The sequence below is a fragment of the Microbacterium sp. RURRCA19A genome, assembly GCF_900156455.1.
Taxonomy (GTDB): domain Bacteria; phylum Actinomycetota; class Actinomycetes; order Actinomycetales; family Microbacteriaceae; genus Microbacterium.
In genome coordinates this window covers 1182763-1203215 of sequence record NZ_FTNQ01000001.1, presented here as the reverse complement: position 1 = coordinate 1203215, position 20453 = coordinate 1182763, and the positions used below count along the sequence as shown (strand labels likewise).

At 71.8% G+C, this 20453-nt stretch carries 18 protein-coding genes; 9 read left to right on the top strand and 9 right to left on the bottom strand.

Translation table 11 applies throughout. The features are described 5' to 3' along the window. Positions 1–13 precede the first annotated feature (13 nt). Positions 14–289 (bottom strand): HPr family phosphocarrier protein, encoded by a 276-nt coding sequence (locus tag BW982_RS05795; protein WP_076491061.1) that lies wholly within the window; start codon positions 287–289, stop codon positions 14–16. A 23-nt stretch (positions 290–312) separates the two neighbouring features. Next, complete coding sequence (locus BW982_RS05790) at positions 313–639, bottom strand: PTS sugar transporter subunit IIB (protein ID WP_076491060.1); 327 nt, start codon at positions 637–639, stop codon at positions 313–315. A gap of 166 nt (positions 640–805) precedes the next feature. Here BW982_RS05790 and BW982_RS05785 point away from each other — a divergent pair, with 166 nt between their 5' ends. Further along, entirely contained in the window at positions 806–2734 is a 1929-nt protein-coding gene (locus BW982_RS05785; RefSeq protein ID WP_254845522.1) for a BglG family transcription antiterminator, read from the top strand. Between the two features lie 94 nt (positions 2735–2828). Here the strand turns inward: BW982_RS05785 and BW982_RS05780 are convergent, their stop codons facing one another. The 3 genes from BW982_RS05780 to BW982_RS05770 all read right to left on the bottom strand — a co-directional run bounded on the left by BW982_RS05780 (position 2829) and on the right by BW982_RS05770 (position 6512). After that, positions 2829–3905, bottom strand: a complete 1077-nt coding sequence (locus tag BW982_RS05780) for a hypothetical protein (protein ID WP_139327322.1) — start codon at positions 3903–3905, stop codon at positions 2829–2831. 118 nt (positions 3906–4023) lie between these two features. Then, positions 4024–5682, bottom strand: a complete 1659-nt coding sequence (locus BW982_RS05775; RefSeq protein WP_076491058.1) for a phospho-sugar mutase — start codon at positions 5680–5682, stop codon at positions 4024–4026. Next, positions 5679–6512: a purine-nucleoside phosphorylase gene (locus tag BW982_RS05770; RefSeq protein ID WP_076491057.1), complete on the bottom strand. Its 834-nt coding sequence runs from the start codon at positions 6510–6512 to the stop codon at positions 5679–5681. The genes BW982_RS05775 and BW982_RS05770 overlap by 4 nt, the downstream gene beginning before the upstream one ends. Positions 6513–6579: 67 nt before the next feature. Between BW982_RS05770 and BW982_RS05765 the strand changes: the two genes are divergently transcribed. Then, the gene (locus BW982_RS05765; RefSeq protein WP_076491056.1) at positions 6580–8040 is read left to right on the top strand and encodes an NAD(P)H-quinone dehydrogenase; all 1461 of its coding nucleotides are present in this window, start codon (positions 6580–6582) and stop codon (positions 8038–8040) included. 540 nt (positions 8041–8580) lie between these two features. Here the strand turns inward: BW982_RS05765 and BW982_RS05760 are convergent. Beyond that, positions 8581–10347 carry an acetyl/propionyl/methylcrotonyl-CoA carboxylase subunit alpha gene (locus tag BW982_RS05760; protein WP_076491055.1) on the bottom strand — a complete coding sequence of 589 codons (1767 nt, stop codon included), beginning with the start codon at positions 10345–10347 and terminating at the stop codon, positions 8581–8583. A gap of 77 nt (positions 10348–10424) precedes the next feature. Then, on the bottom strand, positions 10425–11072 hold the full coding sequence (locus tag BW982_RS05755) for a Maf family protein (protein ID WP_076491054.1): 648 nt from the start codon (positions 11070–11072) through the stop codon (positions 10425–10427). A gap of 57 nt (positions 11073–11129) precedes the next feature. On the opposite strand from BW982_RS05755, the gene BW982_RS05750 reads away from it, so the two are divergent. The 4 genes from BW982_RS05750 to BW982_RS05735 all read left to right on the top strand — a co-directional run bounded on the left by BW982_RS05750 (position 11130) and on the right by BW982_RS05735 (position 15393). Further along, complete coding sequence (locus tag BW982_RS05750; protein WP_076491053.1) at positions 11130–12377, top strand: class I SAM-dependent RNA methyltransferase; 1248 nt, start codon at positions 11130–11132, stop codon at positions 12375–12377. A 61-nt stretch (positions 12378–12438) separates the two neighbouring features. Continuing rightward, positions 12439–13104 carry a response regulator transcription factor gene (locus tag BW982_RS05745; RefSeq protein ID WP_076491052.1) on the top strand — a complete coding sequence of 222 codons (666 nt, stop codon included), beginning with the start codon at positions 12439–12441 and terminating at the stop codon, positions 13102–13104. Beyond that, positions 13097–14356, top strand: a complete 1260-nt coding sequence (locus BW982_RS05740) for a sensor histidine kinase (RefSeq protein WP_139327320.1) — start codon at positions 13097–13099, stop codon at positions 14354–14356. The genes BW982_RS05745 and BW982_RS05740 overlap by 8 nt, the downstream gene beginning before the upstream one ends. Continuing rightward, positions 14353–15393 (top strand): ammonium transporter, encoded by a 1041-nt coding sequence (locus tag BW982_RS05735; protein WP_083696524.1) that lies wholly within the window; start codon positions 14353–14355, stop codon positions 15391–15393. Before BW982_RS05740 ends, BW982_RS05735 begins: the two co-directional genes overlap by 4 nt. Positions 15394–15649: 256 nt before the next feature. Here the strand turns inward: BW982_RS05735 and BW982_RS05730 are convergent, their stop codons facing one another. Next, entirely contained in the window at positions 15650–15883 is a 234-nt protein-coding gene (locus BW982_RS05730) for an acyl-CoA carboxylase subunit epsilon (RefSeq protein WP_076491051.1), read from the bottom strand. Beyond that, positions 15880–17478 carry an acyl-CoA carboxylase subunit beta gene (locus tag BW982_RS05725; RefSeq protein ID WP_076491050.1) on the bottom strand — a complete coding sequence of 533 codons (1599 nt, stop codon included), beginning with the start codon at positions 17476–17478 and terminating at the stop codon, positions 15880–15882. Before BW982_RS05725 ends, BW982_RS05730 begins: the two co-directional genes overlap by 4 nt. A gap of 148 nt (positions 17479–17626) precedes the next feature. Here BW982_RS05725 and BW982_RS05720 point away from each other — a divergent pair, with 148 nt between their 5' ends. From BW982_RS05720 to BW982_RS05710, 3 genes are all read left to right on the top strand, one after another. Continuing rightward, complete coding sequence (locus BW982_RS05720; RefSeq protein WP_076491049.1) at positions 17627–18409, top strand: biotin--[acetyl-CoA-carboxylase] ligase; 783 nt, start codon at positions 17627–17629, stop codon at positions 18407–18409. A gap of 59 nt (positions 18410–18468) precedes the next feature. Next, the gene (locus tag BW982_RS05715; protein ID WP_076491048.1) at positions 18469–19023 is read left to right on the top strand and encodes a PH domain-containing protein; all 555 of its coding nucleotides are present in this window, start codon (positions 18469–18471) and stop codon (positions 19021–19023) included. A 223-nt stretch (positions 19024–19246) separates the two neighbouring features. Continuing rightward, complete coding sequence (locus BW982_RS05710; RefSeq protein ID WP_076491047.1) at positions 19247–20380, top strand: 5-(carboxyamino)imidazole ribonucleotide synthase; 1134 nt, start codon at positions 19247–19249, stop codon at positions 20378–20380. Positions 20381–20453 lie beyond the last annotated feature (73 nt).

The following is a 20453-nucleotide window of genomic DNA, read 5'->3' as shown; positions in this document are numbered from 1 at the left end:
TCCTGTGCTTCCTTTACTCGGCGTCGTGGTCGGTCGTCAGCAGTTCGCTGAGGCGGTCGAGGGTGGCTTCGGCGGTGTCGCCGTCGGCGGTGAGGGTCACGTAGTCGCCGTACTCCAGGCCCAGGGCGATGATCCCGAGGATGCTGGCGGCGTTCACCGGAGCCCCGGCGTCCTTCGCGATCGTCACGGGGATGCCGGACTCCTTGGCGGCCTGGGCGAACAGCTTCGCGGGGCGGGCGTGGAGGCCGTGCGACGATCCGATGCGGACGGTGCGGGTGAGCTGGGGCATGGGTGTTCCTTTCCGGCGGCGGGTCAGACGGTGTCCGCGGATTCCCGCGCGCCCATCGCCTCGTCCACGAGAGCGAGCGTGCGGGTACCGGTCAGGTCGGTGAAGACGTCCTCGGGCAGCAGCGCGACGCGCACCCCCCGTGTCGCGGCATCCTGTCGTATCCGCTCCAGGTCGGGGGCCAGGTGCGGGCCGACGAGGACGATGTCGGTCGCGTCGAGATCGATCGGGAGCGATCTCACGGTCCCCGCCGAAGCGGAGTAGGGGAGGCCGCGATCATGGGCGGCGCGTTGAACACGCTGTGCGACGAACGTGCTGGACGCACCCGCGCCGCACACCACGAGGATCCTCATCGACCCGCCTCCTTTCCCTCGATTCTCGGCACCGCGTTCACAGCGGACAACCAGGTTCGTTTCCCACCCCCCGGAACGCCGTTGCCGCGACCCGGCGCCCCGAGAGGAAGCGCGTGGTTGGATGGACGGAGCGCTGCCAACCTGGGGACGGCGCGGAGGACGGATCGTGACGACGAAAGCTCGCCAAGACCGCCTGCTGGCCCTGCTGCTGCGGGACGCGGAGTGGTCCACGGCCGCATCGCTGGCGGATGCGCTGGGCGTGACCCCCCGCAGCGTGCGTTCGTACGTGACGGCGGTCAACGCCCGCGTCGCCGGGGGTGCGGCGATCGAGTCCGGACCGCTCGGATACCGCGCGGGCACGGACGCCGCCCTCGCCCTGCGCGCCGGTTCGCCCGCCGACAGCGGAACCCCGCGCGATCGCCTGCACACGCTCGTGCGTCGGCTCCTCGACTCCGCCGACGGCATCGACGTCTACGAGACCGCGGACTCGCTCCACGTCAGCGCCGCCACGCTCGAGGCCGACCTCGCGCGCGTGCGCGGGCTGCTGGGCGGAACGGAACTGACCCTCGAGCGCTCGGCATCCACCGCCCGCCTGCGCGGAACCGAGGTCGCGCAGCGGCGGCTGCTGTCCAAGCTCGCGCACGACGAGATGGATGCCGGCATGTTCGACCTCGACGCGCTGCGGCGGACGCTCGGCGAGAGGTCGGTCGGGGCGCGTGCGTTCGGTCCGTTCAAGGCCGAACTGGTCGCCGAACTCGGGGCGCTCGGATACTTCGTGAACGAGATCGGCATCGGCGACGTCGTCATGCACATCGCCATCGCCGCCGACCGCGTCACGCGCGACCGGGGCCTCGGGGCCGCGGCGGGGGAGACCTCGGAGGCCGCGGACACCGTCGCCGACCTGCTCGACCGGCTCACCCTCAAGCACATCGGCGTGCAGCTCGGCGCGGGCGATCTGCGCCACCTCGCGACGCTCGTGCTGACCCGTATCGTCGCCCCCGGCGCGCCGGCGCGCGACGACGTGCGCTCGCGCCTCGACCCCGCGGTCGAGGGCGCGGTCCGCGCGGTCGTGGAGGCCGCGGCATCCCAGTACCTGGTGGACATCGCGCACGACGACTTCGTGCTGCGGCTGGCCCTCCACGTGCAGAACCTGCTGCACCGCTCGCGCGAACAGGCGTGGTCGCGGAACCCCCTGACGCGATCCCTGAAGTCGACGTATCCGATGATCTTCGAGGTCGCCGTCTACATCGCCAGCGGTCTGCAGGACGCCCTCGGCATCCCGATCATGGACGACGAGATCGCCTACATCGCGATGCACGTCGGTGGGCGCCTCGAGCGCAGCCGTCGCTCCGATCAGCTGCTCACCGCGACGATCGTGTGTCCCGGGTACTACGAGCTCCACGAGCTGCTGCGCTCCAGCGTCGATCGCTCGCTCGGGCAGGCGATCGAGGTCGTCGGCGTCGAGACGCGCATCGACCCGGCGTGGGACTCCATCGACACCGACCTCGTGCTCACCACGATCGACCCGCCGCGTCCCGGTGACCGATTCGTCCGCATCCAGCCGTTCCTCACCGACGCCGACGTCGAGCGCGTGCAGACGGCGGCGTCGCGCGTGCGCCGCGGTCGGCGGCTCGCGCGGCTGCGCGCCGAGCTCGAGACGTACTTCTCGCCCGACGCGTTCGTGCGCGGCCTGGATGCCGACGGCGGCGAGGCGGGGGTCATCCGGCGCCTCGGCGGGCTGCTGGTGGACGAGGGCGTCATCGACGACGACTACGTGGCCCGGGCGGTGGAGCGCGAGGGCATCTCGTCGACCGCGTTCACCGACGCGCTCGCCGTGCCGCACGCGATGGGGATGACCGCGACGCAGACGCGCATCGCGATCGGCATCGCCGATCCCTCGATCGCCTGGGGCGAGGGGCGCGTGCAGGTGGTGGCGCTCGTGGCGTTCAGCGAGACCGACCGCGAGGCGTTCCAGACCGTGTTCGAGCAGTTCGTCGAGGTGTTCAGCGAGCGCGACAGCGTGCAGCGGATCGTGCGTCGAGCGACGGACTTCCCGGCGTTCCTCGACGAGCTGGTCGCGGTGATCGACGGCTGACGTCACTGTGTGGCAGGTCCCGCGGGTCGTAGGTGGCCCCGGGGCCACTTCTGTCGCCCCGGGGCCACGCCGGCACGGAGGAGGCCCAGGATCCCTACGTCGGGGAGGGGTCGGGGCGGATCCCGAAGGCTGCGAGCCGCCGCCCGAGCGTGGCGGCATCCGTGATGTCGGCCCACCCCCACCGAACGACAGGGCGTTTGGTCACGCCGCGGATCCAGTCCTCGCGGCGCTTCTCCTCCGCCACGATGTCGGCCGGGCTCTTGTCGTGGGACGCACGGTATTTCGCCTTCCCATCGAACTCGCCCCAAGCTTCCACATCATCCAGACCGAAGTCGACCCAGTATGTTCGCCCTCTCGGGCCTCGGACGGGAACCTGCAGAGAGGGAGCAGCGAACCCGAGTTCGGCCAACCGGATGCGACTGATGCTCTCTCCCGGGAGCTGTGCACGTCCATCGGCGAACTCCAGAACGCGCCGAGCCTGTGCTCGGCCCATGCTGTGGGGGTGGACAGACGTGCGCGCCGCTTCCTTCACTGCCTCGGCCGCAGCGACGTCATACACGCCCGGCGAGCGGTAGGCAGCGAGACGAAGCGCCGCGTCCGCGACCGACACCGCCAGCTCGTGCGATTCCAGCCGCGCGATGTCGGCGATCGTCCGCGGAACAGACGTGCACAGCAAGCCTCGTATCTCGGTCACATCACCGTCGTCGAGCTGCCCGCGATGCCGAACGATCTCGTACCCCGACCCCGGTCTGTCGTTGGGAGAGATGACATGCGTCTTGCCATCGTCGAGCAGGAGAGGAAGCCCGTGGATTGCCGCCGCTGTGCTCGCGGCGAAGATCGGCGGGACGGCGGCGACAGCACTGTAGGCCCGCGCGCGGAGCACGGCGTGGTCTTCGACGGTCAGCGGCGCGAGCTCGGACGTTCGCGCGAACACCCCGCGCCGCATCGCTCTCAGGTGGCCGGACTCGACCTCCCGACGGATACGCCGTGAGTCGTATCCGAGTTCGACGAGGTCGCGTCGTCGACGCAGAGGAACGATGAATCCGTTGGTCACCGGGCCGAGTCTTCTCTCCCCGAGCGCTGATCGCCGCGCCTTTCGGTCGATATGGGGAGCGAGAGCCGGGTGCTCGCTATGTGGAGGAGGGGCCGCGTTCGGGGGTTCGGTCTCCATTGCCGAGAGCCCAGGTGGCCCCGGGGCCACTTCTGTCGCCCCGGGGCCACCCGCGCGCAGCCCCGTGCGCAGCCTCGCGCACCGCCGCACGCAGCGCACGCCCCAGCGCCGACCCGCGTCAGCGCACCGCCGCGAGCAGCTCCTCCGCACCGGCGCGCAGGGCGGCCAGGCGACGGTTAGCCTTCTTCGCCGACGAGCCGCGCACGTCGAGGTACAGCTTCAGCTTCGGCTCGGTGCCACTGGGTCGGACGATGAGGCGCGAGCCGTCGTCGAGCCAGATCCGCAGCACGTCGCCCGGGGGCAGCCCGTCGACGCCCTCGAGCAGATCGTCGATCCTCGACACTGCGACCTCGCCCACCGCGGACGGCGGCTGGGCACGGAGGGATGCCATGATCCCGCCGATCTCGCTCAGGTCGGTCACGCGCACCGAGATCTGGTCGCTCGCGAACGCACCGAAGGTGTCGCGGAACTCCTGCAGGAGGTCGGCGACCGTGCGGCCCTCGGCGCGGGCGGCGGTGACGAGACCGAGGAACGCCACGGCGGCGGAGATGCCGTCCTTGTCGCGCACGGTCTCCGGGTTCACGAGGTAGCCGAGGGCCTCCTCGAAGCCGAAGACGATGCCGGGCGCACGCGAGATCCACTTGAAGCCGGTGAGCGTCGCGTGGAAATCGAGTCCGTAATGCTCGGCCACCGCCTGCAAGCCGGGCGACGACACCAGGGAGCACGCGAGCGAACCGCCCGACGCCGAACGTGCCGCGCGCCACCCGAGCAGCAGCCCGATCTCGTTGCCCGACAGGCGACGCCAGCCGCCGTCCGCGTCGGCGTCGGGGATCGCGACCGCGAGGCGATCGGCATCCGGGTCGTTCGCGATGACGAACTCGGCGTCGACGGAGCGGGCCGTCTCGAAGGCGAGATCCATCGCTCCGGGCTCCTCCGGGTTGGGGAACGCCACCGTGGGGAAGCGCCCGTCGGGGTGGATCTGCGCCTCGACGACCGTCGGCGCGGGATACCCGGCCTCGGTGAGCACGCGTGACACCGTCTCCCACCCGACGCCGTGCATCGCGGTGTAGACCCAGCGCAGCCCATCGACGCCGGCCGGCGCGGGGGCCACGGCGGCGGTCGCGGCGACATAGGCCTCGACGAGCGACTCCGGCGCGTTCTCGAAACCGACCGAGCGGGGGAGGACCGTGACGTCGCCGGCGTCGGCCACGCGCTGGATGTGCGCGGCGATCTCGGCATCCGCCGGCGAGACGATCTGCGCGCCGTCGTCCGCACCGCCGAGGTACACCTTGTAGCCGTTGTCGTCGGGCGGGTTGTGGCTCGCGGTCACCATGACGCCGGCGTCCGCGCCGAGGTGGCGCACCGCGAAGGCGAGCACGGGCGTCGGCAGCATGCGGGGGAGCAGGATCGCGCGGAGCCCCGCACCGGCGAAGATCTCCACCGAGTCGCGGGCGAACACATCGGAGTTGCGGCGTCCGTCGTACCCGACCACCACGGTCGGCGTGCCGTCGGGCTGCTTCTCGCGCAGGTACGCCGCGAAGCCCGCGGCGGCCTGGGCGACGAGCACCCGGTTCATGCGGTTCGACCCGGCGCCCAGCGTCCCGCGGAGCCCCGCGGTGCCGAAGGCGAGGCGGGTGGCGAAACGGTCCTCGAGGTCGGCGGCCGCCTCGGCATCCCCCTCTTCGACCCGGTCGATCAGTGCGGTGAGCTCGTCGCGGGTCGTGGCATCCGGATCCTGGGCGAGCCACGCGCGGGCGGCGGCGAGGTACTCGCTCACAGCGCGCCGATCACGCGGGCGAGCAGCGCGGAGATCACCGGCTCGGCGTCGCGGCCGGCTTCGAGCACCTCGGCGTGGCTGAGCGGCGTCTTCTGGATGCCGGCGGCCAGGTTCGTGATGAGCGAGAAGCCGAGGATCTCCATGCCCGCCTGCCGGGCGGCGATCGCCTCGAGGGCCGTGGACATGCCGACGATGTGGCCGCCGATGGTCTTGGCCATCTGCACCTCGGCGGGGGTCTCGTAGTGCGGACCGCGGAACTGCGTGTACACGCCCTCGTCGAGGGTCGGGTCGATCGAGCGGGCGAGGTCGCGCAGCCGCTGCGAGTACAGGTCGGTCAGGTCGATGAAGGTCGCGCCCTCGAGCGGCGAGTCGGCCGTGAGGTTGATGTGGTCGCTGATGAGCACCGGCTGGCCGGGCTTCCAGGTCTCGCGGATGCCGCCCGCGCCGTTCGTCAGGATCATCGTGGTCGCGCCGGTCGCCGCGGCGGTGCGGACGCTGTGGACGACCCGGCGGACGCCGTGACCCTCGTAGTAGTGCGTGCGCGCACCGATGACCAGGACGTTCTTGCCGCCGGGGGTGCGGACGCTGCGGAGGGTGCCGACGTGACCCTCGAGGGCGGGCCGGGAGAAACCGGTGACCTCGGTCGCGGGGAACGCCGCGGTCTCCTCGCCGATGAGTTCGGCGGCGCGGCCCCAGCCGCTGCCGAGGGTGACCGCGATGTCGTGACGCTCGACGCCGGTGAGGCGCGCGATGTCGGCGGCCGCCGTCGCGGCGACCTCGAACGGGTCGACCGCCGGGTCGTCGAGCGGGTGAGAGTTGCTGTGTGCCATGTGACCACTCTAGAAACCCGCGGCATCCGGGGCCAGGCGCACGGGCCGCGCGTCGCTCTAGGGAAGAATGGATGCCATGGTGCAGAGCTTCGAGCGCAAGCAGTCCGTCGCGATCGTCGGCGGGGGCCCCGGCGGCTACGAAGCGGCTCTCTCCGCCGCCCAGCTCGGCGCCGACGTGACTCTCGTCGAGCGGGCGGGCGTGGGCGGCTCGGCCGTCATCACCGACGTCGTGCCGTCGAAGACGCTCATCGCGACCGCCGATGCCGCCGTGGCGATCCGCAACGCCGGCGAGCTGGGCGTGCAGCTCTTCGCCAAGGACGACCGCGGCAAGCCCCTGGCCCCCGAGGTCGCGATCAACCTGGCCGCGGTCAATCAACGGCTGCTCTCGCTCGCGCGGCAGCAGTCGGACGACATGCGTTCGTCGCTGCTCGAGGCGGGCGTCCGCATCATCTCCGGCCAAGGACGCCTCGACGGCTCCGGCGCGGTCGTCGTCTCGACGGAGGCGGGCGGCACCGACTTCGACCGCATCGAGGCCGAGACGCTCGTGGTGTCGGTGGGCGCCTCGCCGCGCGAGCTGCCGTCCGCACAGCCCGACGGCGAGCGCATCCTCACGTGGACCCAGCTGTACAACATGAAGTCCGTCCCGCAGCACCTCATCGTCGTCGGCTCGGGTGTGACCGGCGCCGAGTTCGCCTCGGCGTACATGAACCTCGGCGCGAAGGTGACGCTCGTCTCCAGCCGCGACCAGGTTCTCCCCGGGGAAGATCAGGATGCCGCGGCCGTGCTGGAGCGCGTCTTCCAGCGGGGCGGCATGACCCTGCTGTCGAAGGCGCGCGCCGACTCGGTCGTGAACACCGGTGACGGCGTCACCGTGACGCTCGCCGACGGCCGCACGATCGAGGGCAGCCACTGCCTCATGGCCGTCGGTTCCATCCCCAACACCGCCGGTATCGGGCTCGAGCAGGCGGGCGTCCAGATGACGCCGTCGGGCCACATCCGCGTCAACCGCGTCGCGCGCACGTCGGTGCCCAACATCTACGCCGCGGGCGACTGCACGAACTTCTTCCCGCTGGCATCCGTGGCATCCATGCAGGGGCGTCAGGCCGTCTTCCATGCGCTCGGCGACGTCGTGATCCCGCTGGAGACCCGCCGCATCACGGCGAACATCTTCACCGCGCCCGAGATCGCGACGGTCGGTTTCAGCGAGCAGGACATCGCCGACGGGAAGATCGCCGGGGTCGTGAAGAAGCTGCCGCTGTCGGCCAATCCGCGGGCGAAGATGCAGGGCATCACCGACGGCTTCGTCAAGCTCATCGCGCGGCAGGGGAGCGGAACCGTCATGGGCGGCGTCATCGTCGCCCCGCGCGCCTCGGAGCTCATCTATCCGATCGCGATCGCCGTCGAGCGTCGCCTCACCGTCGACCAGGTCGCCCGCGTGTTCGCGGTGTACCCGTCGCTGACATCGAGCATCACCGACGCTGCCCGCGCGATGCACATCGTCGACCGAGACGATCCCGGCGAGGACTGAACGCGGCCACGCGGCGGGGGTGCGGCCGGCGGCGAGGCGCGTCGGGGCACGCGGCGGGGGTGCGGCCGGGGCGCGCGCTGCCGCGGCCGGAAGCGGCGGTGCCTGGGGGTGCAATGGGTGGCGATAAACGCCGTCTGCGATGAGAAACGCACTGTCGCCCCGTTTCTCGTCAGGAACGGCGTTTATCGGACCGGGGCGCGGCGCCGGGGCCGCGTCGGCGCACGGCGGGGCCGCCCCGGCACACTGCGCGACACCGCGCCACAGCGTGCCCGCGTCGCGCGCGGGGAGTTGCGCAACTCCGCCGATAAACGCGATCTACGGCGAGAAACGCGCCGTCGTGGCGTTTATCGTCGTGGATGCCGTTTATCGCGCAGTTGCGCGGCGCAGCCGCCCAGCGCAACGCTGCCGCCCAGCGCAACGACGCCGCCCAGCGCAACGACGCCGCCCAGCGCAACGCTGCCGCAAAGCGCAACGGCACCGCACAGTTACGCCGACGCCGCGCCCCCGGAGGGACGCGGCGTCGGACGAGAACGGGATGCCTCAGCTGATCAGCAGCAGCGGGTGGCCGGCCGCGACGGTCGAGCCGGGGGTCGCGTCGATGCCGGCGACGGTGCCGTCCTTGTGCGCCTGGATCGGCTGCTCCATCTTCATGGCCTCGAGCACGACGACGAGGTCGCCCTTGACGACCTGCTGGCCCTCCTCGACCGCGATCTTCACGACCGTGGCCTGCATCGGGGACTTCACGGCGTCGCCGGTGGCTCCGGCGGTCGGTGACGCGGAGTGGGACCGGCGCGACGGCGGTGCGGCGGCCGGGCGTCCGGGCTTGGCGGCGGGGACGGCGATCCGGTCGGGGAGGCTGACCTCCAGGCGCTTGCCGCCGACCTCGACGACCACGGTGTGACGGCCCTGAGCCTCGGCGGGTGCTTCGAGCTCACCGTCCCACGCGGGGATGTCGTTGACGAACTCGGTCTCGATCCAGCGGGTGAAGACGCCGAACGTGCCGTCGTCGGCGGTGAACGCGGGGTCGCGGACGACCTTGCGGTGGAAGGGGAGCACGGTGGGCAGGCCCGCGACCTCGAATTCGTCGAGGGCGCGGCGGGCGCGCTCGAGCGCCTCGGCGCGGTCGCGTCCGGTGACGATGATCTTCGCCAGCAGCGAGTCGAAGGCGCCCGAGACGCTGTCGCCCGCCGTCACGCCGGAGTCGAGACGCAGCCCCGGACCGCCGAAGGTCTTGAAGACGTGGATGGGGCCGGGCTGGGGCAGGAAGTTGCGGCCCGGGTCCTCGCCGTTGATGCGGAATTCGAACGAGTGACCGACGGGGGCGGGGTCGTCGTACCCGAGTTCCTCGCCCTCGGCGATGCGGAACTGCTCCCGGACGAGGTCGAGGCCCGTGACCTCCTCGGAGACCGGGTGCTCCACCTGGAGGCGCGTGTTGACCTCGAGGAACGAGATCGTGCCGTCGGCACCGATGAGGAACTCGCACGTGCCGGCACCGACGTAGCCGACCTCGCGGAGGATCGCCTTGGATGCCGAGTAGAGGATCGCGTTCTGCTCGTCGCTGAGGAACGGCGCCGGGGCCTCCTCGACGAGCTTCTGGTGGCGCCGCTGCAGCGAGCAGTCGCGTGTGGAGACGACGACGACGTTGCCGGCCGCATCCGCGAGGCACTGCGTCTCGACGTGGCGCGGCTTGTCGAGGTACTTCTCGACGAAGCATTCGCCGCGGCCGAACGCGGCGACGGCCTCGCGCGTGGCCGACTCGAACATCTCGGCGACCTCGTCGAGCTCGCGCGCGACCTTCAGCCCGCGCCCGCCGCCGCCGTAGGCGGCCTTGATGGCGATCGGCAGGCCCACCTGCTCGGCGAACGCGATGACCTCGTCGGCGCCCGAGACGGGGCCGGGGGTGCCGGGTGCGAGCGGGGCGCCGACCTTCTCGGCGACGTGGCGCGCGGTCACTTTGTCGCCGAGGGCCTCGATGGCCTCGGGGGAGGGGCCGATCCACACGAGACCCGCGTCGATCACGGCGCGGGCGAAGTCGGCGTTCTCGGCGAGGAAGCCGTAACCGGGGTGCACGGCGTCGGCACCGGAGCGGCGGGCGACCGAGAGGATCTTCTCAATCGAAAGGTACGTGTCGGCGCTGGTCGCGCCCTCGAGCGCGTACGCCTCGTCGGCGAGGCGGGTGTGCAGGGCGTCACGGTCCTGGTCGGCGTAGACGGCGACCGACGCCTTTCCCGAATCGCGTGCGGCGCGGATGACACGGACGGCGATCTCGCCGCGGTTGGCGACGAGAACCTTGGCGATCTTCGGCATTCGTCCAGCCTAGCGAGGGGAGGTGCGCGTCTTTTGACCCTCCTCGACAAGAAACGCCGAAAAACGTGTGCGGGAGTCTACGAACGGTTCCAGAGGTCGGTCCATGACCCGCCGAGTTCACGGACGAGGCGCCGCACCGTCGACAGCGACATCCCCACCACCGTCGACGGATCTCCCTCGACGCGCTCGATGAAGGCGCCGCCCAGGCTGTCGACGGTGAACGCGCCGGCGACGAGCAGCGGCTCGCCGCTGGCGACGTAGGCGGCGATCTCGTCGTCGTCGACGTCGGCGGCGAATGTCACCGATGCTTCCGCACCGGCGAACGCCTCCCGGGGCTTCTGGCCGGGCGTCACGCGGAACACGCTGTGTCCGGAGTGCAGCACGCCCGTGCGCCCGCGCATGTCGCGCCAGCGCGCGGTCGCGGCCTCGGCGGTGTAGGGCTTGCCGAGGATCTCGTCGCCGAGAGCGAACATCGAGTCGCCGCCGATGACGAATCCGTCGAAACCCGATCCTTCCTCGGCCAGAAGGGACGCGACGTCGGCGGCCTTTCGGCGTGCGAGCAGCAGGACGTGCTCCGGCGCCGGAAGCGAGCGCCCCTCGGACGCCTCGACCTCGGCGATCACCGCCTCCTCGTCCACTCGGGGAGCCCGGGTCTCCGGCTCGATCCCGGCCTGCCGCAGCAGCATGAGACGAGCGGGGGAGGTGGATGCCAGGCACACGCGCATGCGTCCACGCTACCGACGACGCGGCCGCGGCGGATCGTCGTATGACAGGCTCGGAGGATGCAGAACGGCGACCTCATCGATCTCGACATCACCGGAGTCGCCCACGGCGGCATCTTCGTCGGGCGCCACGAGGGCCGCGTGGTCTTCGTCCCGGACACCCTGCCGGGCGAGCGGGTGCGCGTCCGTCTCACCGACACGCGGAAGAAGGCGTTCTGGCGCGCCGAGGCCCTCGAGGTCCTGGATGCCGCGCCCGAGCGTCGCCCGCACGTGTGGCCGTCGGCCGCGATCGACCGTTCGCCCGACGAACGCGTCGGCGGTGCGGAGTTCGGCCACATCGAGCTCGGTCAGCAGCGGCTGCTGAAGGAGCGCGTGATCCGCGAGTCCCTCGAACGCGTCGGTCGACTCGAACTCCCCGTGTCGGTCCGGCCGGCCGGGGACGACGAGACGTCCGACGGCACGCGTTGGCGGACGCGCGTGAGCCTGCACGTCGACGAGGCCGGCCGTGTGGGCCCGTTCGCCCCCCGGTCGCACCGCGTGGTCGAGACGCCCGATCTTCCGCTTGCGACGGACGCGATCGCCCGCGCGGCCGCCGATCTGCGCGGCGCCGCGCCGGGCCGGATCGACCTCGTGCAGCCCGCCGACGGGCGGGTGCGCGTCCTCCCTCGCCCCGACCGAGCTCCCGCGACCGGGACGGCCGAGGTCGTCGAGGAGCGCGTGGGCGACCGCGTCTTCCGTGTCGACGCGGGCGGCTTCTGGCAGGTCCACCGCCTGGCGGCGGGAGCTCTCACCCAGGCGGTCGCCGACCGTGTCCGCTCGGCGGCGGGAGAGCTGGACCCGGATGCCGTTCACCTCGACCTCTACGGAGGGGTGGGGCTGTTCGCCGCGGCGCTGGCCGACATCGGCGGCGCATCCACCCGGGTCGTCAGCGTCGAGAGCGACGCGCGCGCGACGGAGCATGCGGGGGAGAATCTCGCCCAGTGGGTCGGCGCGCGCGCGGAGACGGCGCGGGTCGACCGCTACGTCGCCCGACTGCGCGCGGACGCCTCGGAGCGAGAGCGGGAGCGGATCTCCCGCGGTGTCGTCGTCCTCGACCCGCCTCGCGCCGGGGCCGGCCGCGAGGTCGTCGAGGGGATCGCGGGACTCGATCCCCGCGCGGTGGTCTACGTGGCCTGCGACCCCGTCGCGCTCGCGCGGGACCTGGCGACGTTCGCGGTGCACGGGTACCGCGTCGACGGAGACGTCCACGGTCTCGACCTCTTCCCCCACTCCCACCACGTCGAGGCGGTCGTCGCCCTGCGGCGATGACCCGCCGATCGGCGGGTGTGCACTCCCGGCGGCGGAGGGGCCGCGCCGATACGATGAGGGGATGACGCGCGTCGCCCTCATCGATGACCATGAATCGGTCCGACTCGGCCTCGAGGCGGCGTTGGCGCAGACCGAGTCGTTCCACGTGGTCTCGTCGGGGGCGAACGTCGCCGCGTACCTCGATTGGCGCCGTGCCGCAGGGGAGGCTCCCGCCGACGTGGTGGTGCTCGACCTCACGCTCGGCGACGGCACCACCGTCTCCGAGAACGTCGACCGTGTCGTGCGCGACGGTTCGAGCGTGATCATCCACAGCGTCGCCGATCGGCCGGCCGCGGTGCGCGAGGCGCTCGCCGCCGGCGCCGCCGGCATCGTCAGCAAGTCCTCGCCGACGCACGAGGTCCTGGCGGCCATCGACACCGTCGCCCGGGGCGAGCTCCTCGACAACGTCGAGTGGGCCAGTGCCGTCGAGGGCGATCGCGCGTTCGCCGATGCGCAGCTCTCCGCACGCGAGCGAGAGGTGCTGCGGCTGTACGCCGCGGGGCTGCCCCTCAAGGCCGTCGCCGAGCGTCTGGGAGTGGCGTACTCCACGGCCAAGGAGAACATCACGCGCGTCCGCGTGAAGTACGTCGAGGTGGGTCGCCCCGCCCCGACGAAGGTCGATCTGCTGCGGCGGGCGATGGAGGACGGAATCCTCCACGAGACGCCCGAGACCCCCCGAGATGCCTGACGTCGAGCGGTCCGTCCTCGACGAGGCGTGGGGGCGGATCCCCCACACGCGCGAGACCAGCGACGACCCCGGCTCGTTCACGCAGAAGCGCATCGAACGCGTCATCACGCTGCTGGTCGGGCCGGCCTGCCTGGTCCTCGGCGTCCAGGCCTTCGTCGCCGCCTTCGGACCGAGCGATGAGTCCCCGGGGTGGCACCTCCCCCTCGTCATCGGGGTCTTCGTCCCGCTCGTCGCGATGGTCATCGCGTGCGCGGTGAACCGGTTCGCCCGAGTGTTCTCCGGTCTGTTCGCCGTGCTGTTCATGGTGGCCCTCGGCCTGTGGCCGATCGCCACGATGGGCGGCGAGCAGGCTCCGTCGCCCACCGAGAACCCCTGGATCTTCTACCTGATCAACGTGGCGACGGTCGCGACGGTCGTGGCCTTCCCGCTCCCTCTGCAGGTCGCCTGGACGGTGGCGGCGCCGCTCCTGTTCGGCGTGGTCCGCCTGCTCCAGGCGGGCGGGCGGCCGGAGTTCCTCCTGCCCGTCGCGCTCGACGTCTCCTTCGCGCTCCTCCTGGGCAGCGTCCTCGTCACGCTCACCTGGATGTACCGCTCGATCGCCGCGAACGTCGACGAGACGCGTGCCCGCGCCGTCGCGAGCTACGCGCAAGCCGCCGCCACCGCGGCGACCGAGCGCGAGCGCGTCGCCGTCGCCGCCCTCATGCACGACAGCGTGCTGGGTGCTCTGCTCGCAGCGGAACGCGCGGCGACCCCGCGCGAGCGCACGCTCGCCGTCAGCATGGCGCGCGAAGCCCTCACTCGACTCGCCAACGCCGAGAAGGACGCGCTCGAGGGCAGCGACGAGCCGATGGACGCCGTGGCCCTGGCCGACGACATCGAGACCTCGGCCCGCGACTTCGGAGTGGAGCTGGCGGTCACGCGCCGCGTGCAGGAAGGTACGCCCCGGGTGCCGGGTCGCGTCGCCCGGGCGCTCGTGCTCGCCGCGATGCAGGCCGTCGCCAACGCCGTGCAGCACGCCGAGGCCCGGGCGCTGACCGTGGAGGTCTCCGGGTCCGCCGAGCCCGGGGGTGTGACCATCCGGGTGCGCGACGCGGGTCGCGGCTTCGACGTGAATGCGATCCCCGCCGATCGGCTCGGGATCCGGGGGTCGATCATCGCGCGCGTGACCGCGGTGGGCGGCCGCTCGACCGTGGACTCCTCGCCGGCGGGCACGACGGTGACCCTCGAGTGGGAGAGCGGGGATCGCTGGTGACCGTCCGCTCCATCCTGTCGGGCATCGGCCTGGCCTTCACGGCCTACCTCGCCGCGCGCAGCCTCCTCTGGACGCTCCCCGACACCGTCGAGCGAGGGTGGTTGCTGATCGCCGCGCTCGTTCTGTACCTGCCGATCACGTGGCTCTGGATCCTCCTGCCGACGCGTCGGCCGGCTGCCGTCTCGGGCGAGGGGGATGCCGGCACTCGGCTCGCGCCTCCCCGCTGGGCCGTCGTGCTCGCGCTGTTGGCGGCCGCCATCGTCCCGAACGCGGCTTTCGCCGCGGTGAGCGAGGCCGGTCGCGCGCAGCCCTTCGTCACGTGGGTCATCGGGGGCATCGGCGCGCTGATGACCGTCGTGATGGTGCGTCGCCGACCGATCGTCGCCTGGGTCGGCACGGGGATCCTGGCCGGGTCGGCAGCGGCGTGGCTGGGGCCGCTCTCCGCGCTCAGCATGGGGCTCGTGGGGTCGCTCGTGTGGGTGGCCGTGGCCCAGCTGATCACGACGGCTCTCGACCGCGTCGCTCGCGACGCCGAGCAGTTGTCCGAGCTCCAGCAGGCGGCCTCCGCCTGGCAGGCCTCGCAGAGCGGGCGTCAGCGGGAGCGGCGCCTGCACGTGCAGCGGGCACTTCACGTCGCGGGCCCGGTGCTCGGTCGCACGATCGAGACGGGCGGCAATCTGCGTCCGAGCGAGAAGAACGCGGCGCGCCTGGCGGAGCAGAGTCTGCGCGACGAGTTGCGCAGTCCGCGCCTCCTCGACGAGGCGGTGCGCGCTCAGATCGACGCGGCTCGTCGTCGCGGGACGATCGTGATGCTCTTCGACGAGGGCGGCCTCGAAGACCTGCCGGCGTCGGCGCTGCACGACATCCGGGCCGAATTGGCGGGCATCGTCGAGCAGGCCTCCTCCGAGCGCCTGATCATCCGGACGTCGCCCCACCACGAGGTCGCGGTCACGGTCGTGGGGCGCACGGCGGCTGCGGGTGCCGGCGCGGACGAGGACGACGTCGACCTCTGGCGCGAGATCCGCCGCCCGCACTGAGGCGAAAGGGAGGCCCCCGCGGCGCGAACGCCGCCGGGGGCCAGACGGGTATCTGCATCCGGGGAAGAGTGCGAAAAATGAGGGGTGAGGGGCGGCGATGTCGCCTGCCCCTCACCCATGCGAACGGCTACCCGAAAACCGTTCGCGGTGGCCGGAACCGGCTCGATGGAGCGGCCCGACCGAACGCGTGATGCGTTCCAGCTCCTCCAGTATTCGCGAACGATCCCGCGGCGTCTGTAGGTATTTCGGGGGACAGTCAGCCCGTGAATCCGTTCCAGCCGGCGTCGCGGTTGAGCGGGACCCGCAGTCCGCGCGCGGACAACTCCCAGCGAGATCGCGCCGCGGCGTCGGGCGCCGTGGCGTCCGCCGCCTCTCGCGCGTACGCTTCGCCCACGACGACGATCGCCGCAGCGAGTTCCTCGGGGGTCGGGGCTCCGCGGACGATACGACCGACCGACACGGGCGGCTCGACGGCGCTGGGGTCGCTCACAGCGGGATGTTCCCGTGCTTCTTGGCGGGCAGGCTCGCGCGCTTGTTGCGCAGCGCCCGCAGCGCCTTGGCGATCGACACGCGCGTCTGTGCGGGCTCGATGATGCCGTCGAGCTCTCCGCGCTCCGCAGCCAGGAAGGGGGATGCCACGTTGTAGGTGTACTCGTTGGCCAGGCGCGTGCGCACGGCGGCGACGTCTTCGCCCGCTTCCTCGGCGCGCTTGATCTCGCCGCGGTAGAGGATGTTGACCGCGCCCTGGCCTCCCATCACCGCGATCTCGGCCGTCGGCCACGCGAGGTTGATGTCGGCGCCGAGCTGCTTGGACCCCATCACGATGTAGGCGCCGCCGTAGGCCTTGCGCAGGATGACGGTCACCAGCGGCACGGTCGCCTCGGCGTAGGCGTACAGCAGCTTGGCGCCGCGGCGGATCACGCCGGTCCACTCCTGGTCTGTGCCGGGAAGGTAGCCGGGCACGTCCACGAGGGTGACGATCGGGATCGAGAACGCGTCGCAGAATCGCACGAAGCGCGACGCCTTCTCTCCCGCGTCGATGTTCAGCGTGCCGGCCATCTGCGACGGCTGGTTGGCGATGATGCCGACGGTGCGGCCCTCGATGCGACCGAAGCCGATGACGATGTTCGGGGCGAACAGCGGTTGGACCTCGAGGAAGTCGGCGCCGTCCACGATGCCCTCGATGACGGTGTGGATGTCGTAGGGCTGGTTCGGCGAGTCGGGGATGACGGTGTTCAGGGCCCGATCGGCATCCGTCGTCTCGAACTCGAACGGCGTCTCGTAGAGCGGCAGCTCGGCGAGGTTGTTGTCGGGGAGGAACCCGATGAGTGTGCGCGCGTAGTCGAGCGCGTCGTCCTCGTCGTCGGCGAGGTAGTGCGCGACGCCCGAGCGGGTGTTGTGCGTGTGCGCGCCGCCGAGCTCCTCCATGCCGACGTCTTCGCCGGTGACGGTCTTGATGACGTCGGGGCCGGTGACGAACATCTGGCTGGTCTTGTCGACCATGATGACGAAATCGGTGAGCGCGGGGGAGTACACGGCGCCGCCGGCGGCCGGACCCATGATGATCGAGATCTGCGGGATCACGCCCGAGGCGGCGGTGTTCAGGCGGAAGATCTCGCCGTACTTCCCGAGCGCGACGACGCCCTCCTGGATGCGCGCGCCACCCGAGTCGAGCATTCCGATGATCGGGATGCCGCTGCGCAGCGCCAGCTCCATGACCTTGATGATCTTGTCGCCGGCGACCTCGCCGAGCGAGCCGCCGAAGGTGGAGAAGTCCTGCGCGTACACCGCGACCGTGCGGCCGTGGATGGTGCCCGTCCCGGTGACGACGGAGTCGCCGTAAGGACGCGACTTGTCCATGCCGAACGCCGTCGTGCGGTGGCGCACGTACTCGTCGAGCTCGACGAACGAGCCGGGATCGACCAGCATCTCGATGCGTTCCCGGGCGGTGAGCTTGCCCTTCGCGTGCTGTTTGGTGCGCGCGGCGGCTTCGGCGTCGACGACCGCGTCCTGGAACCTGGCGCGCAGGTCCGCGATCTTGCCGGCGGTGGTGAAGAGATCGGGCTGGTCGGTCACGCTTTCCACCCTAGCGACCGGTTCGGCGCCAATGTTGGAGGGTGCGCACAAGCACCCCGCCGGGACGCTGTGGCATCCATCCATCCCTTTCGCGGGTGCGAGCAGGGGGAGAGGCGAGGGGATGCCGATGCCCCCGCGTCGTGCCTAGGGTGTGCACATGCCGATCCCCGCTGCCGGATACCCGCTCACCGCCGCACTCAGCCCCCGGGTCCAGGTCGTCGAGACCACCGACTCCACCAACGCCGACGTCGTCGCCGCCGTGACGGCGGACCCTGCGGGGTGGCCGCACCTGTCGTTGCTCGTGACGGACGACCAGCGGGCGGGGCGCGGCCGGCTCGACCGCACGTGGACCGCCCCGGCCGGCACCGCGCTCGCCGTGTCGGTGGTCGTGGACGCCGGGCGCATCCCGATGGAGATGCGCGGGTGGATCCCGCTCGCCGCCGGCGCGGCGATGACGCGCGCCATCGATGCCCGGCTGGTCGGTCACGGTCCGAGCGCACAGCTGAAGTGGCCGAACGACGTGCTCGTGGACGACGGCAAGATCTGCGGGATCCTGGCCGAAGCGGTCCCCGGCAGCCTCGACACGGTCGTGATCGGGTCGGGGATCAACACGCGCATGACGCGGGCGGATCTCCCCGTGTCCACGGCCACGTCCTTCGCCGCGATGGGGGTCGAGGTCGACGAGGACCGTCTGCTCGCCGACTACGTCGAGGCCCTCGCCGGGTTCCTCGCCGCGCTCTCGGGCGGCGACGCGGCGCGCGTGCACCGCGATGTCGAGAAGCTGTGTTCGACGGTGGGGCGCGATGTGTCGGTGTCCCTCCCCGACGGCACGACCGTGCAGGGCCGGGCGGAGCGGCTCGACGCCGAGGGCCGGCTCGTCGTCGCGTCGGGCACGATCCAGACGGTGGTCGCCGCCGGAGACGTCGTCCACGTGCGCTGACCCGTGTCCGGTCCGCGTGTGCGGGCGGACTCGACGGCTTCGACCCCCACAATGAGTACGTGACCCCGCCCGACACCTACGGAGGCCGCCCTCGCACGCCGGCTCCCGGCGCGGCTGCGCCCGAACGGCGCATCGCGCGCCTGCGCGGTCATGCCCGGCGGCTGTTCTGGTCGGCTCTCGTCCTCATCGCCGTGGCCGGGGCGACCGCGTACTACTACGACAACCTCCCCGCGCCGTTCGAGAACTGGATGCTGCTGACCGCAGCCGGTGCCGCACTGGTGCTGCTGGTGCTGGTGCCGTACTTCGTGTGGCTCTCGCGGTCGTGGACGATTACGACCCGTCGGGTCATCGAGCGCTCCGGCTTCTTCGGGTCGAGCAGCCGGGAGATCTCGCACGTCCGCGGCTACGCGATCCAGATGCGTCGCGGCATCCTGCAACGCCTGTGGGGGGCCGGGACCCTCACGCTGTCCAACGGCGTCGAGCCTCCGCTGCGTTTGAAGAACGTGCCGCACGCGGCCCTCGTGCACGAGACGCTGGTCGATCAGGTCGAGGTGAACCAGATCCTCGCGCATCGCGACTCCCAGGCGCACGGGTCCGGCGCCGTCGACTTCTGACGCCCCGCCCGCTGACGCCCCGTCCCGCTGACGCCCCGTCCCGCTGACGCCCCGTCCCGCTGACGCCCCGTCCGCTGACGCCCCGTCGATAAACGGCATCCACGGCCAGAAACGCGCTGTCGCGCCGTTTCTTCGCGCGGATGCCGTTTATCGCGAGGGGGTGGGGTGCGGAGGGGAGCACAGCGGCGGCGTGCAGCACAATGGACGGGACGGAAGGAGCGGCATGGCGCTGCGAGTCGGAGTGGTCGGTGGCGGACAGCTGGCGCGGATGATGATCGCGCCGGCCGAGGAGCTCGGAATCGACATCCGCGTCCTCGCCGAGGCCGAGGGCATGTCGGCGGGGCTCGCCGCCACCGCCGTGGGCGATTACCGCGACGCCGAGACGGTGCTCCGCTTCGCGCAGGACGTGGACGTCCTCACGTTCGATCACGAGCACGTGCCGCAGGACGTCCTGGCCGCCCTCGTGGACGCGGGCGTCGCCGTGCACCCGGGTCCGGCCCCCCTGGCCGTGGCTCAGGACAAGCTCGTCATGCGCGCACGCATGGCGGAACTCGGGATGCCGCAGCCCGACTGGGCGGCGGTCGCGGATGCCGCACAGCTCCAGGACTTCCTCGACGCCCACGGCGGCCGGGCGGTCGTGAAGACGCCCCGCGGCGGCTACGACGGCAAGGGCGTGCGCGTGGTCTCGGCGGCGACCGAGGCCGACGACTGGTTCGCCGCGCTCGCCGAGGACGCTCGCGGCGGGGCCCTCCTCGTGGAGGAGCTCGTCGACTTCACGAGAGAACTGGCGCAGCAGGTCGCCCGTCGCCCGTCCGGCGAGGTGCGGACGTACCCCCTCGTGGCGACGACGCAGCGCGACGGCGTGTGCGCCGAGGTGATCGCCCCCGCACCGCGAGCGGGCGAGCGACTCGCGCGCACGGCCGCGGAGATCGGCGTCGCGGTCGCGGAGGGGCTCGGGGTCACCGGGATGCTCGCCGTCGAGCTGTTCGAGACCTCCGACGACCGCATCCTCATCAACGAACTCGCCATGCGCCCCCACAACAGCGGGCACTGGACGCAGGACGGCGCCGTCACGAGCCAGTTCGAACAGCATCTGCGCGCGGTGCTCGACCTCCCGCTCGGATCCACCGAGGCCGTCGCGCCCTGGACCGTCATGATCAACATCCTCGGCGGCCCCGCGGAGGGCGGGCTCACGGAACGGTTCGCGCCCGCGATGGCCGCGCATCCGACCGCGAAGATCCACACGTACGGCAAAGACCCGCGCCCGGGGCGCAAAGTCGGGCACGTCAATGTCGCGGGGGACGACCTCGACGACGTCGTCTACGAGGGGCGTGCGGCGGCCGCGTTCTTCGACTGAGCGCGCCGTTGCGGGATCTTCCAGCGACCCGCCCTACCCTGGACCGGTGACCCGGCCGCTGCATTTCTCCGAG

Coding starts and splice junctions, on each gene's coding strand:
- BW982_RS05750 (WP_076491053.1), top strand. CDS start 11,130: ATGCAGAACGGCGACCTCATCGATCTCGACATCACCGGAGTCGCCCAC.
- BW982_RS05755 (WP_076491054.1), bottom strand. CDS start 11,072: ATGCGCGTGTGCCTGGCATCCACCTCCCCCGCTCGTCTCATGCTGCTG.
- BW982_RS05765 (WP_076491056.1), top strand. CDS start 6,580: ATGGATGCCATGGTGCAGAGCTTCGAGCGCAAGCAGTCCGTCGCGATC.
- BW982_RS05710 (WP_076491047.1), top strand. CDS start 19,247: ATGGCGCTGCGAGTCGGAGTGGTCGGTGGCGGACAGCTGGCGCGGATG.
- BW982_RS05780 (WP_139327322.1), bottom strand. CDS start 3,905: ATGGAGACCGAACCCCCGAACGCGGCCCCTCCTCCACATAGCGAGCAC.
- BW982_RS05790 (WP_076491060.1), bottom strand. CDS start 639: ATGAGGATCCTCGTGGTGTGCGGCGCGGGTGCGTCCAGCACGTTCGTC.
- BW982_RS05760 (WP_076491055.1), bottom strand. CDS start 10,347: ATGCCGAAGATCGCCAAGGTTCTCGTCGCCAACCGCGGCGAGATCGCC.
- BW982_RS05720 (WP_076491049.1), top strand. CDS start 17,627: ATGCCGATCCCCGCTGCCGGATACCCGCTCACCGCCGCACTCAGCCCC.
- BW982_RS05795 (WP_076491061.1), bottom strand. CDS start 289: ATGCCCCAGCTCACCCGCACCGTCCGCATCGGATCGTCGCACGGCCTC.
- BW982_RS05770 (WP_076491057.1), bottom strand. CDS start 6,512: ATGGCACACAGCAACTCTCACCCGCTCGACGACCCGGCGGTCGACCCG.
- BW982_RS05745 (WP_076491052.1), top strand. CDS start 12,439: ATGACGCGCGTCGCCCTCATCGATGACCATGAATCGGTCCGACTCGGC.
- BW982_RS05740 (WP_139327320.1), top strand. CDS start 13,097: ATGCCTGACGTCGAGCGGTCCGTCCTCGACGAGGCGTGGGGGCGGATC.